Raw genomic sequence first — 17322 nt, 5'->3', positions numbered from 1 at the left:
TTAATTTTAAAGACACGGATAATGATTACAATTGCAGTAGCACTATCAATCCTCCTTTTACTAGTCACCCTTTACCTTTTATTCAAAATTCAGGTATTGGCTTCAATCTTTAAAGGAAGCTACAGACGTGATATAGGTACAAGCAACAAAGTGAATGCCGGTCTTTTCCTGGCCTTCCTTGTGGTTATGGGTGCCCTTTTTGTGTGGTCCTTTGCTTCTTCTAAAGAAGAGATGACTTTGCCGCTCGCCTCTGAGCACGGCATCGCCATTGACAGCATGTTCTGGCTTACCATGGCCATCATTGGATTTGTATTTGTTCTGACCCACATCTTACTGTTCGTATACTCTTATAAGTATCAGCATAAAGAAGGCAAACGGGCTTACTACTATCCTCACAATAACAAAATTGAGATCATCTGGACAGTGATTCCTGCCGTGGTAATGGCTCTCCTCGTATTTTCAGGATGGAAGACCTGGGCTAAGATCACCAGCCCAGCTCCAGATAACGCGGTAGTAGTAGAAGTGATGGGTAAGCAGTTTAACTGGCTTATCCGTTACCCTGGTGCAGACAACAAACTGGGTCATGTGAAGCACACCTTGATTGATGCCACAAACGAGTTTGGAATTGACTTGAATGACAAGAATGCTCAGGATGATTTCCCTGCTGAGCCGAGTGCCTTCCACGTTCCAAAAGGCGTTCCGGTTCTCCTGAAGATCAGAGCAAGAGACGTAATCCACAGTGTGTTCCTTCCTCACTTCCGGGTGAAGATGGATGCTGTGCCAGGGATGCCGACTTCATTCTGGTTTATCCCAACCAAAACCACTTCTGAGATGCAATCCGAGACTGGAAATGCAAACTTCCAGTATGAGCTAGCCTGTACAGAGGTATGTGGACGCGGTCACTTTGCCATGAAAATGACCATGATCGTAGATGAGCCTGAAGAATATCAGAAGTGGGTGGCTGCCCAACAGCAAAAGACCTTCAGTACGCAGTTGCAAGCAGCTCCTGCTGACAGTACTGCTGCTGTAGCGCTTAATTCTACTTCTGGAGCCGCAGGTGCCGGAGCAACTGCATCAAAACAATAGTTATACTTTTTTAACAGTATTGTATGTCTAGTACGGATATTTCATTACATAAAGATGTGCACTTAGGGCACGATGATCATCATGATGACCATGACCATGATCAGAGTTTCATAGAGAAGTACATCTTCAGCCAGGACCATAAGGTTATCGCGAAGCAGTTCCTGTTCGCTGGTATCTTCTGGGCTGTGATTGGAGGTCTTCTCTCCAGTTTATTCCGGATGCAGTTAGGTTTCCCGGAAGCTACCTTTACTTTCCTAGAACCTATTCTGGGTAAGTGGGTAGATGGTGGTAAACTTAACCCAGAGTTCTACCTTGCCTTGGTGACCATGCACGGTACCATTATGGTGTTCTTTGTACTGACAGCTGGTCTTTCTGGAACGTTCAGTAACTTCTTGATTCCACTTCAGATTGGAGCCCGTGATATGGCCTCTGGTTTCATGAACATGTTATCTTTCTGGTTCTTCTTCTTAGCCAGTGTGATCATGTTCTACTCTTTGTTCCTAGAGACTGGACCTGCCGCTGGTGGTTGGACAGTTTATCCTCCTCTTAGTGCCTTGCCTCAAGCAATCTCTGGTTCAGGTGCTGGTATGACCATGTGGTTGGTGAGTATGGCCTTGTTTATCGTTTCTCAGTTATTGGGTGGGGTAAACTACATTACTACTGTAATCAACATGCGTACCCGTGGCTTGTCCATGACTAAGCTTCCTTTGACTATCTGGGCTTTCTTCCTTACTGCTGTGTTAGGTTTGTTAGCATTCCCGGTTCTTTTCTCTGCAGCATTGCTGCTGATCTTTGACCGCTCGTTTGGTACAAGCTTCTTCTTGTCTGATATCTATGTAGCAGGTGAGGCTTTGACCCACACAGGTGGTAGCCCAGTATTGTTCCAGCACTTGTTCTGGTTCTTAGGTCACCCAGAGGTATACATCGTAATTCTACCAACATTTGGTATTGTTTCTGAAATCATTGCCACCAACTCACGTAAGCCAATTTTCGGGTATCGTGCTATGATTGGTTCAATGTTGGGTATCGCGTTGCTTTCCTTCGTAGTATGGGCACACCACATGTTCGTTTCCGGAATGAATCCATTCCTTGGTTCCGTATTCATGTTCTTGACTTTGATTATTGCGGTACCTTCTGCAGTGAAAGTGTTCAACTGGATTGCAACCCTGTGGAGAGGTAATATCAACTTCACTACTGCCATGTTGTTCTCTGTGGCTTTCGTGTCCCTCTTTATTTCTGGTGGGGTAACGGGTATTATCTTGGGTAACTCTGCTTTGGATATCCAATTGCACGATACTTACTTTGTAGTGGCTCACTTCCACTTGGTAATGGGTAGTGCCGCTTTCTTCGGGATGTATGCCGGGGTATACCACTGGTTCCCTAAGATGTTTGGCCGCATGATGGAGGAGAAACTTGGCTACCTGCACTTCTGGATCACCTTTGCTTGCGTGTACCTTATCTTCATGCCGATGCACTACATTGGTATTGCTGGTTTCCCAAGAAGATACTACACCTGGACTGGTTTTGAGACCTTCAATAAGTTCATGGATATGAATACCTTCATTACCATTGCAGCTATTGTAGCTTTCGCTGCCCAGTTCTTGTTTTTGTTCAACTTCATCTATAGCATCTTTAGAGGAAGAAGAGCCACTGAGAACCCATGGAAGTCAAACACCTTGGAGTGGACTACTCCAGTTAACCCAGGTCACGGCAACTGGCCAGGCCCGCTTCCAGTGGTTTACAGATGGCCATATGACTATAGCAAGCCAGGTGCGCCTGAGGACTTCATCCCACAAAACGTACCTTTCTCTCAGACGCAGTCTTCAAACCTGCCGCACGAGAGAGACACTGAATAGCAACTAATGAAGGACGAATCTTTTATTATTAAAAGGTTTAAGCGCATAGGAGTACTCACTATTGCTTCTGTCTATATTTTAATCTTAGTAGGGGGGATCGTTCGTAGCACGGGTTCCGGGATGGGTTGTCCAGACTGGCCGAAGTGTTTCGGATCGTGGGTCCCCCCCACTAGTTTAGAGCAGTTACCTTCAGATTACCTGGAGGTGTATAAAGAAAAGCGAATCCAGAAGAACGAACGCATTGGCCGGGTTCTGCAAGGATTTGGTTTTACCGAAGTGGCCCAGGAGATTTTCGCACATCCGTCTCAATACATTGAAACGGAATTCAACGCCACCAAAACGTGGATTGAATATGTGAACAGATTGGTTGGAGTGGTAATAGGGCTTTTGATTGTATTAACAGTTCTTTACTCTTTTCCTTTTGTGAAAAGAGATCCTAAGATCTTCTGGGGTTCAGTGGCCTCTTTATTCCTGGTTGTTTTTCAGGCTTGGCTTGGTTCCCTTGTGGTTTCCACCAATCTTCTACCTGAGATGGTCACCTTACACATGGCCTTGGCTTTGGTGATGGTAGCCGTTTTAATATACATTGTGATCCGGGTAGATAGAGTAAAACTACTTGCAAATTTTGCCATTCCTTCTGGTAAGGTGAGGTTCTTGCTGGTAGGTGTGCTGCTGCTTACCTTCTTTCAGGTAATTATAGGGACACAAGTAAGAGAACAAGTAGATTTGGTGGCATTTGGAGCTAACAACCTGGGTAGAGAAACCTGGATTGAAAGACTTGGAACGCAGTTTTATGTGCACCGGTCACTTTCAATTTTACTGGTGGTCATGAATGTGGCACTCTACATCTTCATGAAAAGGTTAGGTAATAAGAATTTAGTGTTCATAGCCACGTCTATTCTGGTGGTGATTGCAGCGGAAATCTTGTTAGGAATTATCCTTGCTTATCTGGCGCTGCCAGCAATGGCGCAACCGCTTCATTTGCTCTTTGGGACTTTATTGTTCGGGCTGCAGTTTCTGCTGCTCATGATTTATTATTACGCACACAAACCAAATCAACCTTCACCCGAATTGGTGGCATAAACACGTTTATGTACGTACAAGACGTAACATCCAGTGCCCAGACATCATCGGCCATGAGTAAAGCAACCGCTTATTTTCAGCTTTTAAAGTTCCGGCTTTCAGCCACGGTAGCTTTCTCCAGTGCAATTGGTTTCCTTTTAGGAAAGCCAAACGCTTCCTGGGTTGATACTGCCTTGGTGATGCTTGGTGGTTTATTAGTAACAGGTTCCGCCAACATCATTAACCAAGTCTTGGAAAAAGATTTGGACAAGATGATGAAGAGAACCGCCAAACGCCCACTTCCTACTGGCGTGCTGTCAGTGCAGGAGGCCATTTTCTTCTGCGTTCTGCTTTGTCTGGCCGGAGTGGGATTATTAGGATTCTATTTCAATTGGCTGGCAGCGGCTTTGTCTTTCCTGTCCTTACTTTTGTATGGGTTCTTCTATACACCATTAAAGAGAATTTCTCCCATTTGCGTGTTTGTAGGAGCCATACCCGGTGGTTTACCTCCTTTGATCGGATGGGTAGCTGCCACCGGATACATAGGAGTAGAGGCTTGGATTCTATTTGGCATTCAATTTATCTGGCAATTCCCGCATTTCTGGGCCATCGCCTGGGTGCTGGATGACGATTACAAGAAAGCTGGTTTCAAGATGCTGCCAATGGCAGGAGGTAAGAACCTGAAGACAGCCATTCAGATTATGATCTATACGTTACTGCTTATTCCACTAGGGTTATTGCCCATGCAGTTTGGAATGGCAGGGAAAACCTCCGCTTTCATTGCGGTTGTATGTGGTGTTTTGTTTTTAATGCAGACTTTCTATCTCATGCATACCTGCTCTAAAAGGGCAGCCATGAACATCATGTTTGGTTCGTTCCTATACTTGCCAATTGTGCAGATTGCTTTTGTGGTAGATAGCTTATAAAAGAGTAAGTAATGATAATGAATCCAGAATTACAGGCAGAGCAACGGCGGGTAAACCCGTTGAAGTTCATGCTTATTCTATTGATCGTAAGCATTGTCATGATGTTTGCGGCTTTTACCAGTGCCTACATTGTGCGCCGGGAAGAAGGAAACTGGCTGGAATTTGACCTCCCGGCTGTACTGATTATCAATACGGTAGTGCTTATCCTGAGCAGTATCTTCATGCAGTGGGCCTATGCGTCAGCTAAGAAGGATAACCTGAAGAACCTAAAAATTGCCTTGTTGCTCACTATTGTGGCGGGTACCGCTTTCTTGATTGGGCAGTGGCAAGGTTGGGGAGAGTTAGTGCGCAATAATGTCTACTTTGGCGGAAGCACTTCTAACCCTTCTGGCTCTTTTCTGTATGTATTAACCGGTGTTCACGCATTTCACCTGATCACGGGGTTAATTTTTCTAATTATTGTAGTAATTTCGGCACTCAAGTACAAAGTACATTCCAGAAACCTGAACCGTATTGAGTTGTGCACCATTTATTGGCACTTCTTAGGCGCTCTCTGGATCTACTTATACGTATTCCTAGTTTTGAACCATTAATAATTCTGTAACACATATGTCGCAAACAACAACCTTTGAGCAGCCTAACACTGGCACCTGGGATGGAGGGAACGAGCCTTTCAAGGTAAGTTATGGTAAACTGATGATGTGGTTTTTCCTCTTATCAGATGCCTTCACCTTTGCTGCTTTCTTAACCACCTATGGACTGGCTCGTCATCGGCACCAAGCCTATGAAGGAACACCAGAAGCTTTCAATTTCTCAACCCAGTGGTGGCCAATTCCAGATAAAGTTTTCAATGCATTTCCTGGTTTCCATGGGGTAGACTGGCCATTGGCTTTCGTAGCCTTGATGACCATGATCCTGATTCTTTCTTCTGTAACCATGGTATTAGCTGTGGAAGCAGGTCATAGAATGGACAAAAATGATGTGCAGAAATGGTTGTTGTGGACCATCCTTTTTGGTTCCATGTTCTTGGGTTGCCAGGCTTGGGAGTGGTCGCACTTTATCGCTGGAACAGAGGAAGGCATGAAACTGGCTGATGGTAGTGTGATTCATGGCGCCAACCTTATTGTGAACCAGTACGGACCACCCTTGTTTGCTGACCTGTTCTTCTTCATTACCGGTTTCCACGGAACCCACGTATTCTCTGGAGTGGTATTGTTGATCCTCATTTTCTTCAACACCGTAAATGGCGTGTACCACAGAAGAGGACACTACGAAATGGTTGAGAAAGTAGGTCTTTACTGGCACTTTGTAGACTTGGTTTGGGTGTTTGTATTCACCTTCTTCTACTTAGTATAATTGTTGAATTGATTAAAACTGAATAGACATGGCATCGCATTCACACCATACCGACGAGTTTGCTCACACTGGCGAAATTCCAAAAGCGCAGACTAAAGTTATCTGGAAGACTTTCTTCATTCTTGTTGCGATCACCGCAGTTGAATTTGCCTTCGCTTTCATGATGGATGCAGGTACGTTGCGTAACGCAATCTTCATAGGACTTACCTTGTTCAAGGCATTTTACATTGTAGGGGAATTCATGCACTTAAAGCATGAGACCAAAGGGCTGATCTGGGCAGTTCTGGTGCCTACCGTATTACTGGTTTGGTTATTGGTAGCCCTACTGGTAGAAGGTACTTTCTACGGAGAGTCTGTTTTCAATTACTTTAACTAATGAGTCCAAAAAAAGCCCTGGTATTGGGTACCCTTCTGCTGGTACCCGTACTAGTGTTTTTATTCCTTAAAATGTTCGGAGTGAATAGATTTTCACTCCGAACTTATTTTCCGGCTACTGTAGATTCTACCATGGTAGAGGGGCAGTGGCGCTATGATACCACGTACTACCGGGTACCAGATTTCCAACTCACCTCCCAAAGCGGTGCTTCCTTTTCCCAGAAAGACCTGGAAGGAAAGATCTACGTCGCAAACTTCTTTTCTACTTCTTGCCAAGGGCCCTGCAAACAGATGAGCACCCAACTCTCCAGAGTTCAGGATGCCTTCAGGTTAAGACCAGATGTAAGAATTGTTTCTTATTCTCAGAAGCCGGAAGAGGACAGCCCGGCTGACCTGAAAGAATATGCTTCCAGCTTTAAGGCTAATCCGGAGAAATGGATTTTTCTTACCGGCCAGGAAGAACAGATCAAGGCATTAGTCCGAAACGGTTTCCGGTTAACTTCTTCGCAAGATTCCGCTGCTAAAAACGTTATGGAAGAGCCTATCACTAAATTCTTCCTGGTAGACAAAGAGAAGCATGTGAGGGGAATCTATGACGGCACAGATGCTGCCGATGTAGACCGATTGATTACCGAAATAAACGTGCTCCTTTCTGAGTACAACCTAGAAAATGGAAAATAAAACCTTGGGTAACCCTAACGATACCCGCTACCTGATAATCATCTCCGTTCTTTCCGTTGTGGTTCCGCTGTTGGTAGCCTTCCTGATGTTTATGCCGCAGTCTGGTAAGTTGGGAGACCTGGACGTTTCCTTTCTGCCCCAGTTGCACGCGGTCCTTAATTCCCTTACCGCCCTTGCCCTGATCATAGGCTATTACCAGATCAAAAAGCAAAACCGCCGACTGCACCGTTTTGCCATGGTTTCGGCTTTCATGCTTTCCGTGGTGTTCCTGGTTTCTTATGTGATCTACCATTACCAGGCGGCACCTACGTCTTACGGTGGTGAGGGAACCTTGAAAATGGTGTATTACTTCATCCTTATTACCCACATTGTGTTAGCGGCGGTGATCGTGCCTTTGGTGCTACTTTCGGTTTACTTTGCCTTGTCTGAGCAGTATGTGCGTCACCGCAAGGTTTCCCGCTGGACTTTTCCGTTGTGGCTGTATGTGGCTATTACCGGAGTAGTGGTTTATGTAATGATTTCGCCGTATTACAGTTGAAACTTTACCGCGGCAAAGGTGTTCATATAAGTGAGAGATAGGTTGATAGAGATGAAAAAGAAACTTGCATTTTGGTTGGGAAGTCTTTTCTTGGTGGTGCTTTTAACCTTCCAGGCGGCACCGGTACAGGCACAATGTGCTATGTGTACGGCCTCGGTGGAGTCTTCCAACAATGAGTCTGGGGACAGTATTGCCAATGGTTTGAACAAGGGCATTCTTTACCTCATGGCTATCCCTTATGTGATTGCTGGTTGCGTAGGCTTTTTCTGGTATAAGTACAGCAAGAAGAAATAGTGAGCGCTTGGGAGCACCTGCAGGCTGGGCTGGAGATGAAATGTCCCCGATGCCATCAAGGACCCATGTTCTCCCACTCGGCGCTGAATCTTGGTAAATTTGACCAGATGCCGGAGAAGTGCCCGGTGTGCGGCTTCCGGTATGAAGTTGAATTGGGCTTTTACTGGGGTGCCATGTACATGAGCTACGGCCTCTCGGTAGTGATTGTCTTTTTGGTGGGTATTTCACTTTACTTTCTGGCCAACGACCCACCCACTTGGGTTTATCTTACTACCGTTGCTGGGACCATCCTGGTTTTTACGCCCTTTCTCTTCAGGTACGCAAGGGTCATGATGCTCTACTTTTTTGGAAGTGTCTCCTTTGACCCTAAGTACCGGCAGCAATAAGCAGTAGCTTCTATTACCTTCTTCTGCTGAATTCTTTCTCCTCTATCCCCAATGAATAATCCTGTTTTAAGGCTGTTTTCATGAAAATCGGCTTAAAAGGGAGCTTTTCATCTAAAGTCTTTACTTTTTAGCTTACTGGCGGGATTTTTGCGCGTATTATGGCTAAATTCGTAAAAAAATACCCTTGAAGTTCAGGTATACCCTCCCTCTTCTTTTCTTGCTTACATCCCTTTTTTTTGGGGGAGTTGCGGCTTTTTTGCAGGTGAGCATCCAACGTGATTTGCTGGAGGCCCCCGAAAAGCAGATGGTGGAAGAGGTGGAGGACAGGTTGCATGGCCTGATGCAGGAGACGGAGCAGGAGATGGCCGCCGTTTCCAAAAGCCTGGCCCCTGATTCTGGGTTCTTTTCCAGAAATCTGCCTAAAACCAACGTTCCCCTTTTTGTTTACCGCCAGAACAAACTCCTATTCTGGTCAGAGCATTCCCTTCGGCCCGAGTTGGACCCAAGGTACTTGACCAAACATCAGCAGGTGGTAGAAAATAGGTTCGGGCGGTTCATCGTGCTGCGCCAGCAGCCCGGCAGAAACTATACTGTTCTGGCGGTGATCCCGCTGGAAGTGAGGTACGGAATCAGTAATGCTTACCTGCGCAGCGGGCTCAACCCTCAGATCTTTGAAGACCACGTAGCCGCCATTCAGCCGGAAAAAGGCGGCGCCGCCATTCCCATTGCTGATGCGGAGGGTAATTACCTATTCTCTTTACAGGTGCTGGAACCAGGGCAATGGCTGCATGCCGGCATATTGACCCTTGGTTTGTATGTGCTTTCCATTGTTGCGGCGCTGCTTTGTTTGGTTACCTTGTACCAAAGGCTAAGGAAGTCTGGCCAGAAAGTAGCTGCCTTATGGACTATTATCTTGGGATTGCTGGTGCTACGGGTTCTTATGCTTCTGGCTCAGTTCCCCAACAATATCCAGGACCTGGAACTATTCAGCCCCAGGGTGTACGCCGCTGCCTGGTGGTCACCTTCTTTAGGAGACCTTCTCTTGAATGAGGTTTGCTTTTTCACCATTGCCCTGTTGGTGTACCGGTTTGCCTTGCCCATTCCTTTTAGATCTGTTTTCCAAAAAACGGCGCAGAAACAGCTATGGAGCTGTATTGTCATAGGGGTGGTCATGACGGTGCTCATCATCAGTTGGTATGAAACTTACCGGAGCCTCTTCGTAAACTCCCAGCCTAACTTGGACATCACTCAGAACATCCAATTCGGGACGGAGAAGCTGTTGCTGTACCTGGTGATGGTGCTCCATACCCTAGCGTTGAGCTGGATTCTGCGTCTCTTACTGAATGCGCTGCCTTTTACCGCCTCCGGGAAGTTAACCTTCGCATATACCTGGATGACCGTACTGGTGCTGGCTTTGGGCTGGGCCTTCTGGCGCGATGCACCCAGCGGAAACTGGATTGTTTTGTTTGCCAGTGCAACCTTGGTAGGGTGGGAGCAACTGCACCAACGGTTGGGCATGCGGGCGGGTATCTACTCCAGTATTTTCATGGTGAATATTTTGAGTGCCAGCTTAGGAGCTGCCGCTTTGTATGACCTCTATGCCGTGCAGCTTCGCGCCGATAAGCAGCGCATTGCCTCCCAATTGCTCAAAGACCGTGATGATTTAACCGAGTACCTGTTGGCCCAAGCCGCCCAGGATATTAGCCAGGACCCTTTGATCCGGCACATCTTCAACTCCCCGTGGGGTAAACTGAACACGGTGGAGCAGAAAATCCGGCGGCATCATCTGCGCGCCATCACGGAGAACTATTCCGTAACGGTGCGCATGTTTGATTTTACCGGCGAAAGCTTCAATGATTTAGACAGCCTTTCAAACCTGGAAGCTTACGCCCAGAGGTGGGGTCCCCGGTCTAAAAGCACAAACCAGAGAGGGCAGTTGCTGGTAGGATCGGAGAGTGACCCGGGTCGGTTCACGTATCTGCAGGAGATAAGGGTGCCTGTTGATTTTCAACAGTGGGTAACGGTGGTGTTGGAGGTGAGCCCCAAAGTAACTGCTCCTAACAGCGTACTGCCCGAATTGCTGGTTGAACGGAAAAGCTCCCAGGAAAACACCATCCCGTCCAGCAGCTATGCCCTCCGGAAAGGCAACCGGTGGCTTAAGACCGAAGGGTATTTTGAGTACAGTCAGTTGTTCTCCTCCAATCTCTTCAACATTCCGCAGCTGTATTCCCAGGGCCTGAGCATCGCTGATTACCACCACCTGGGTGCCCGCTCCAACAACGGAACCGTGGCTTTGGTGAGCACGCCGGCCTATGGGGCCCGGTCTTGGCTTTCTAATTTCTCGTTTCTGTTCCTGCTGCACACCTTTTCGCTGTTCTCGCTGTTGTTGCTGGTGATGCTCTACCGAGGCCATTTGATAGATACTATCTTGTCTACCTTCGGAACTAAGATCCAGCTTTTCCTGAACTTAGGGGTGTTGGTGCCATTGGTGCTGGTGAGTATTACCATCGGGAGCCTGGTGACCAATTCCTATCGGCAGGATTTAATCAGGGGCTACACAGATCAAGGCGATTTCGTGCGCCAGAATATTTTGACCAGCAACTGGGGGGCTAACCTGTTCAAAGGACGCGCCGATAGCTTGGCCCGGCGCATCAACCGTTTGGCCATGGTAGCCCAGGCCGAGCTGAACATTTACAATGCCGAGGGTGAACTGCGGATATCGAGCCAGCCTGCTTTGTTTGAGGCCGGGGTGCTTTCCACCAGGCTTAATCCCAAAGCGTATGAGGTTCTAAAGGAGCAGGGCTTGAACCGGGTTTTACTGGAGGAGAAAGCCGGTACCTTGCCTTACAGCACCATTTACGTGCCTCTTAGAGATCGCCCCACCAATAGCCCCCAAGGATATCTGGCCATTCCGTTTTTCGATTCTGAAAAAGAATTGAACACCAAACTGATTCAGCTGATTACCACCATCCTAAACATCTTCACGGTGCTGTTCCTGCTGTTCGTGCTCATGAGTTATGTGGCCACCCGCGCGCTCACGGTTCCGTTGCAGCTTTTGACCGAGCGCCTGAAACGTACTTCCCTTACCGGTAGCAACGAGAAACTGGTGTATCAGTCCCGCGATGAGATTGGGTTGTTGGTGCATGAGTACAACCAGATGCTGCAGAAACTGGAGGAGAGCAAGCGGGAACTGGCGCTGCGGGAGAAAGAGGCGGCCTGGAAAGAGATGGCCCGGCAAGTGGCCCACGAGATCAAGAATCCGTTGACGCCCATGAAGCTATCGTTGCAGTATTTGCGCAAAGCTATGCAGGACGGGCGCGGCAACATAGAGGAATTGGTAGAGAAAATCTCCAACACCATGATCACGCAGATAGATGTACTAAGCGATATTGCCACCTCGTTCTCCAATTTCACGGCCATGCCCGATCTGAAACTGGAGACTCTGGAGTTGAACGGACTGATACGCAGAACCACCGATTTGCATTTGAACCCGCAGCAGCACCGCGTGGAGGTAACCTTTCCCCAGGAATTGGTGTACGTGCGCGCCGACGAAAACCAGCTCATCCGGATCTTCAATAACCTGCTTTTGAATGCACTTCAGGCCGTGCCTTCGTCAGAAACCCCCGAGATAAAAGTGAGCATGGAACTGGTGGATGCGCAATGGGCTTTGGTGGCGGTGCAGGACAACGGGACGGGCATTCCGGCCGAGGTGCAGCACAAAATCTTTGTCCCCAACTTCAGCACCAAGTATTCAGGCTCCGGCATTGGTTTGGCAGTGGTGAAAAAAGGGGTAGAAGCCATTGGCGGTTCCATTTGGTTTGAGACGCAGGAAAACGTGGGCACCACTTTCTTCCTGAAATTGCCGGTGGTGCAGCCATGAAGCCCTGGGGCGTCATACTCTTCCTGGTTTCGGCACTTCTGTGGGCAGGGCAGACCCAAGCCCAAGAGTTGTCTAACCGCCGCTGTAAATGGGTGAAACTGCAACCGGGCACCTTCCAACTGGATTCTTTAACCGTTGCCGAGAACACCATTGAGGTTCTGGACCGGCGGCAGATCAGAAAGCCGCTGGGATTCCATTATGACCCGGTTTCCAATCTCTTCCAATTCATCGGCTTGCCGGCGCCTGAACCTGTCCCGGTTCTGCGCCCGGATAGTATTGCCCGGGACAGCACCGGCTCGTTTTCGGGCCGATTTCCCCAAAATGCTCCGGAAATAGATTCCGTATTGGTTTGCTACCGGGTGCTGCCGCTCAATATCTCCAACCGCCGGTTCAAACGCGACATCCGCACTTGGGATTCTACTTCCTTTGAGCGCTCGTACGTGTTTGACCAGCCGGCTCCCCGAGAAGAGCTTTTCAAGACGCCGGGTCTGAATAAAACCGGCAGCATCTCACGCGGGGTTTCGGTGGGCAATACCCAGAACGTGTTCGTGAACTCGGCCTTGAACCTGCAGTTGGAAGGCAAACTCACCGATGAAATCAACATCACCGCGTCTATCACGGATCAGAACATCCCCTTCCAGCCCGAGGGGAATACGCAGCAGTTGCAGGAGTTTGACCGTGTGTTCATCACGCTGCAGCATCGGCTGTGGACCGTGACCGGCGGCGATGTGGTCTTGCGCAACCGTCCGTTGTCGCATTTTCTGCGGTTTTACAAAAACGTGCAGGGCGGGGCGCTGGAGGTGAACCGCGGAAAACCCGGTTGGGAGAGTGCGACGTCGGTGGCAGCTTCGGTGGCCAAGGGCAAGTTCGCCTCGGAGAACATTACGCCCATTGAAAGCGTGCAGGGACCTTACCGCCTGCGCGGACCAAACGGCGAGCGCTTCATCATTGTGCTGGCCAACTCAGAGCGGGTGTACTTAGACGGCAAGCTCTTGCAGCGGGGCTTTGACTATGACTATGTCATTGACTACAACCAAGCCGAGATCACTTTCACACCCAAATGGATCATCACCCGCAACTCGCGTATTCGCGTCGATTTTGAATATTCAGACCTGAACTACACCCGCAGCGTGGTGCACGCCAGCCACTACCAGAAAATGGGGAAGTTCAACGTGTACGGCAACTTCTACAACGAGGCAGACAACCCTAACAGTCCGCTTACCCTGAACTTGAGCAATGATGAAAAACGCCTACTCTCCCAGATTGGTGACCGCTTGGATTTGGCCGCGGCGCCCAGCGGCGATTCCGTACGCTTTGACCGCAACCAGGTATTGTACCTCCGCAAAGACACCGTGACTGCCAGCGGCACCTATCCCATCTACCAGTTCTCCACCGATTCTACCCAAGCCTACTACGCCGTGAGTTTCACCGAGGTAGCCACCGGCGGGAACTACGTGCTGCAGAACAATACGGTGAACGGGCGCGTGTTCCAGTGGGTAGAGCCCGTGAACGGCGTGCCGCAGGGCCGTTATGAACCCATCCGGATTCTGCCCACGCCTATTCAGAAGCAGATGATGACCTTGGGCGGAGCCTGGTCGCTGGACGAGAAGAGCAGCGTTTTTCTGGAGGTAGCCGGCTCTAAAAATGACCTCAACCGCTATTCCAACCTAGATTCTAGAGATGATCAGGGGAAAGCCATCCGGGTGGGGTACCAGCTGAATGATCGCAACGTCAAGTTCCTGGGCGACTATAAGCTGCGGAGCGCGATGACCTATGAGTACACTGATCCCAACTTCACGCCCATTGACCGCTACCGCGACATAGAGTTTGACCGCGACTGGAGCAGCCCCACCAACACTACCCTGGCGCGGCAGTCCCGGATTGAGGACCACATTTTCACGTTCTCGGTGGGAGGGGTGAAGGACGCGTTGCACTTCATCAATTACCGCATCAGCCGCCGGTTCCGCCCCACCGAGGTGGACGGCACGCAGCATTACGTGGAGATGACCCAGAAGCTGAAGGGGCTGGAGCTGCGCGGGAATTTTTTCATGCTGAAGAACGAGCAGACGGAGAGTACCTCTAACTGGATGCGGGGCGAGATTGGCGTGCAGTACCCCACTAAGTTTTTCACCCCGGGCTACGTGTACCGCTTTGACAAGAACCGCATCACCTCCAAACTCAACGAAGCCCTCTTAGGCTCTGCCAACTACTTTGACGATCACCTTTTCTATGTGGAGAGCCGTGACACCGCCAATTTCAAGTACCGCGTGGAGTACAGCCGCCGGGTGGATTTTAGGCCTGAAAACGGAGAATTGGGCAATAAACAGACGGCCAACACTTTCAACTTCAGCACCAGCGCGGTCATCAAGAAGAACCAGCAGGTCACGGCCTTGATCACGCTGCGAAACATTCAAGCGCGGGACAGCCTCCGCGAGACCACCGTGCTTTCCAAAATCAACTGGACCGGCGATTTCCTGAACCGGCACCTGCGCTCGGAGATGTCTTACGCCATTGGCACGGGCCGTGAACTGAAGCGACAGTATTTGTTTGTGGAGACAATCCCCGGCCAAGGAACCCACTTCTTTGAGGACCTGAACAAGGACGGGCGTCAGGACTTGAACGAGTTCTTTGAATCGCAGCCCTCAGACCCGCCGTATCGCCGCAACTTCATCCGGTTGTTTATTCCCACGGATGAATACGTGATCGCGTACACGAACAACTTCACTTACCGCCTGAACAGCAGCCTGCCCCGCGCTTGGCAGAACTCAGAAATCAAGTGGAAACGGATCATGGCCAAGTTCTCGGCAATATCTTTCGTGACCATTGACAAACGCACCACCGATGCCAACCTGCGCAGCCGGTTCAATCCGTTCAGTTTGAACTTCGCGGATACCAGCTTGCTGTCTCTGCACCGTTCTTACCGGAACACGCTCTACTTCAACCGAAGCAATCCTAAATATGGGGTGGAGTGGACGTTCCAGCAGGGGCTACAGAAAATATTGCTCACCAATGGTACCGATGCCCGTAACAACACGAGCCAGCAGGTGCTAGTGCGGGTGAACCTGACGGAGGTGTTTTCGAGCCAATTAAATGTAACCAGGGCCAAACGGGAAAGCGCCTCCAATTACCTCACTACCAAAAATTTCCTCATTCGGTCCTGGGAAGCCATGCCGGAGCTCTCGTACCAGCCAAACCCCACCATCCGGTTTACCGGCACCTACCAATGGATGAACAAGGCCAATGAGCAAGGCGCCCAGGAAAAAGCCCAATTCCATGAACTGGGTACAGAGACGCGTCTGAGCCAGGTAGGAAAACGGACGGTAACGGGCATTGTGAAGTACATCAAAATCAACTACACCGGGCTGGATACTTCGCCGGTAGCCTTTGAGATGCTCAACGGGTTCAGGGCCGGAAACAATCTCACTTGGAACCTGGCCCTGCAACAGCGCCTCAGCAGCGGTCTCAACATCACCTTTGACTATGATGGCCGCAAACCGCAGGGTATTAGAACCATCCACACGGGGAGAATGCAGGTATCGGTGCTGTTTTAAACTACTCTACCATTTTCGGGACTTTTCACAAAAACAGGCAAGAAATGCCTATCGGCAAAGTGTCGAGCTACTCAGTTCATTGATTCTCATTGCTATTGTAGCGCGCAATAATTTCCTGGGCTTCCTCCTGATCTAGAGAAGAGACTAACACCTTTACGGCCCCGCCACCGCCGGCAGATACCTGCCAGGGAGCAATAGACCCGATATGCTCGTCTTTCAGGAAAGCCTGTAGGTTGGCGTTCTCCAGCATGCTTTTCACCACATTCGCCTCCATGGCGTTGCCAGAGAAAACTATGACTGGTTTTGGTTGGAAGTTTTTACTCATGGTTTGGTTTAAAAAGGAGTGAGGAAAATGAGGCATTGAAAAGTTAATCCTTTTTGCCGAAAGCAGCGCCAAACCGGAAATCAATTCACCTATTCACTCCATCATTCATTCACTCACTCAAAATTAGGTAGTGGTATAGTGCCGTCTGAGCCAGGCGCTGATGCCGCTGAGGCCGGGGAAAAGAACGCGCTCGGTGATGTTGGCCTGATCCAGTTTGTCTCTGATTTCCCACTTCAATTTGGCTGGGATGATGAGCCGGTAATAGAGTTCCGGGTGGTCCAGGAGCCAGTCGCAGAGCATGGCGTTTGGGAGCGACATCATGGAAAACAGCGCGTACTGGTGCACAATTCGTTCATCTAGGGAGGGTGGTTCCATGAACAATACGAACGGTTCTTCCTGGAACTCGCCTAGGCTGTTGAGCGAAGTGGCGATGGGTTCCAGCACCTCGGGGGTGAACACGTTGGAACCTTCTTTCCGAATGACTTGCTGCAGTTTATCAGGTAGGTAATCGGTGGATTTGACGTAGTTCACGCACCAGATCACGCCGTCTTCGTGGAAGTTGTTGAGGTCTGAGGTAGCGAAGTGCAGCGCCACGTACGGCGAGTAGGTCCAGTCCATGAGGCGGGTGGGCAAGCCGTGGTGTTGGGCCACCGCCAGCCAGTTCCAGAATGACTCGCCCACTTCCATGGTACCGCGGGAATACTTCCGGAAGTTGCGTAGCAGGTGGGGTTCCAGTTTAGGATAGTCCCCGCCAATGCGCATGAGGCTGGTTTTAAGGTTGTACGTCTTGTTCCATAGGCCCCGGAAGACGTACGGAGAGCGGTATCGGTTCAGTTTGTCGTCCCAAGAATCACGAAAAAGTTCTCGCTGCAGTTCTTCCCAGGTTTCTATGCGCAAGTCATTGGGCATCGCCAAAGAATCAGATGAAGCTTCTTCACTCATGTCGTTTTCTACGATGGAGTAGGCCATAGGAGTTAGGCTGCTTAAACAGATTAAGAGTTAATTC

Annotated in this window: 15 protein-coding genes; 13 read left to right on the top strand and 2 right to left on the bottom strand. The window is 49.3% G+C overall.

The window, feature by feature from the left end; genetic code table 11:
* The first annotated feature begins 21 nt into the window (after positions 1-21).
* From FOA19_RS00150 to FOA19_RS00090, 13 genes are all read left to right on the top strand, one after another.
* Positions 22-1086 (top strand): cytochrome c oxidase subunit II, encoded by a 1065-nt coding sequence (locus FOA19_RS00150; protein WP_149088781.1) that lies wholly within the window; start codon positions 22-24, stop codon positions 1084-1086.
* Positions 1087-1109: 23 nt separating this feature from the next.
* Positions 1110-2942, top strand: coding sequence for a cytochrome c oxidase subunit I (locus tag FOA19_RS00145; RefSeq protein ID WP_149088780.1), 1833 nt, complete (start codon positions 1110-1112; stop codon positions 2940-2942).
* A gap of 6 nt (positions 2943-2948) precedes the next feature.
* Positions 2949-4025 (top strand): COX15/CtaA family protein, encoded by a 1077-nt coding sequence (locus FOA19_RS00140; RefSeq protein ID WP_149088779.1) that lies wholly within the window; start codon positions 2949-2951, stop codon positions 4023-4025.
* A 53-nt stretch (positions 4026-4078) separates the two neighbouring features.
* Positions 4079-4930: a heme o synthase gene (gene cyoE, locus FOA19_RS00135; RefSeq protein ID WP_149088778.1), complete on the top strand. Its 852-nt coding sequence runs from the start codon at positions 4079-4081 to the stop codon at positions 4928-4930.
* Positions 4931-4941: 11 nt separating this feature from the next.
* Entirely contained in the window at positions 4942-5523 is a 582-nt protein-coding gene (locus FOA19_RS00130; RefSeq protein WP_149088777.1) for a cytochrome c oxidase subunit 3, read from the top strand.
* 16 nt (positions 5524-5539) lie between these two features.
* Positions 5540-6286, top strand: a complete 747-nt coding sequence (locus FOA19_RS00125; protein ID WP_149088776.1) for a cytochrome c oxidase subunit 3 — start codon at positions 5540-5542, stop codon at positions 6284-6286.
* A 28-nt stretch (positions 6287-6314) separates the two neighbouring features.
* Positions 6315-6662: a cytochrome C oxidase subunit IV family protein gene (locus FOA19_RS00120; RefSeq protein ID WP_149088775.1), complete on the top strand. Its 348-nt coding sequence runs from the start codon at positions 6315-6317 to the stop codon at positions 6660-6662.
* An 80-nt stretch (positions 6663-6742) separates the two neighbouring features.
* Entirely contained in the window at positions 6743-7342 is a 600-nt protein-coding gene (locus tag FOA19_RS00115) for an SCO family protein (RefSeq protein ID WP_190300229.1), read from the top strand.
* Positions 7332-7880: a DUF420 domain-containing protein gene (locus FOA19_RS00110; RefSeq protein ID WP_149088773.1), complete on the top strand. Its 549-nt coding sequence runs from the start codon at positions 7332-7334 to the stop codon at positions 7878-7880. The genes FOA19_RS00115 and FOA19_RS00110 overlap by 11 nt, the downstream gene beginning before the upstream one ends.
* 51 nt (positions 7881-7931) lie before the next feature.
* Positions 7932-8174, top strand: a complete 243-nt coding sequence (locus FOA19_RS00105) for a hypothetical protein (protein WP_149088772.1) — start codon at positions 7932-7934, stop codon at positions 8172-8174.
* Positions 8174-8560 (top strand): DUF983 domain-containing protein, encoded by a 387-nt coding sequence (locus FOA19_RS00100; RefSeq protein WP_223808659.1) that lies wholly within the window; start codon positions 8174-8176, stop codon positions 8558-8560. The genes FOA19_RS00105 and FOA19_RS00100 overlap by 1 nt, the downstream gene beginning before the upstream one ends.
* A 262-nt stretch (positions 8561-8822) precedes the next feature.
* Entirely contained in the window at positions 8823-12440 is a 3618-nt protein-coding gene (locus FOA19_RS00095; protein WP_149088771.1) for a sensor histidine kinase, read from the top strand.
* Entirely contained in the window at positions 12437-15991 is a 3555-nt protein-coding gene (locus tag FOA19_RS00090; protein WP_149088770.1) for a hypothetical protein, read from the top strand. Before FOA19_RS00095 ends, FOA19_RS00090 begins: the two co-directional genes overlap by 4 nt.
* A gap of 76 nt (positions 15992-16067) precedes the next feature.
* On the opposite strand, the gene FOA19_RS00085 is transcribed toward FOA19_RS00090, so the two are convergent.
* Together FOA19_RS00085 and FOA19_RS00080 are read right to left on the bottom strand one after the other, a co-directional pair.
* Positions 16068-16316 carry a putative signal transducing protein gene (locus tag FOA19_RS00085; RefSeq protein ID WP_190300228.1) on the bottom strand — a complete coding sequence of 83 codons (249 nt, stop codon included), beginning with the start codon at positions 16314-16316 and terminating at the stop codon, positions 16068-16070.
* Positions 16317-16439: 123 nt separating this feature from the next.
* Positions 16440-17285 carry an FRG domain-containing protein gene (locus tag FOA19_RS00080; RefSeq protein ID WP_223808658.1) on the bottom strand — a complete coding sequence of 282 codons (846 nt, stop codon included), beginning with the start codon at positions 17283-17285 and terminating at the stop codon, positions 16440-16442.
* Positions 17286-17322: the final 37 nt, after the last annotated feature.

The organism is Rufibacter hautae, from assembly GCF_008271695.1.
Lineage (GTDB): Bacteria > Bacteroidota > Bacteroidia > Cytophagales > Hymenobacteraceae > Nibribacter > Nibribacter hautae.
This window is presented reverse-complemented; position numbering and strand designations above follow the sequence as displayed.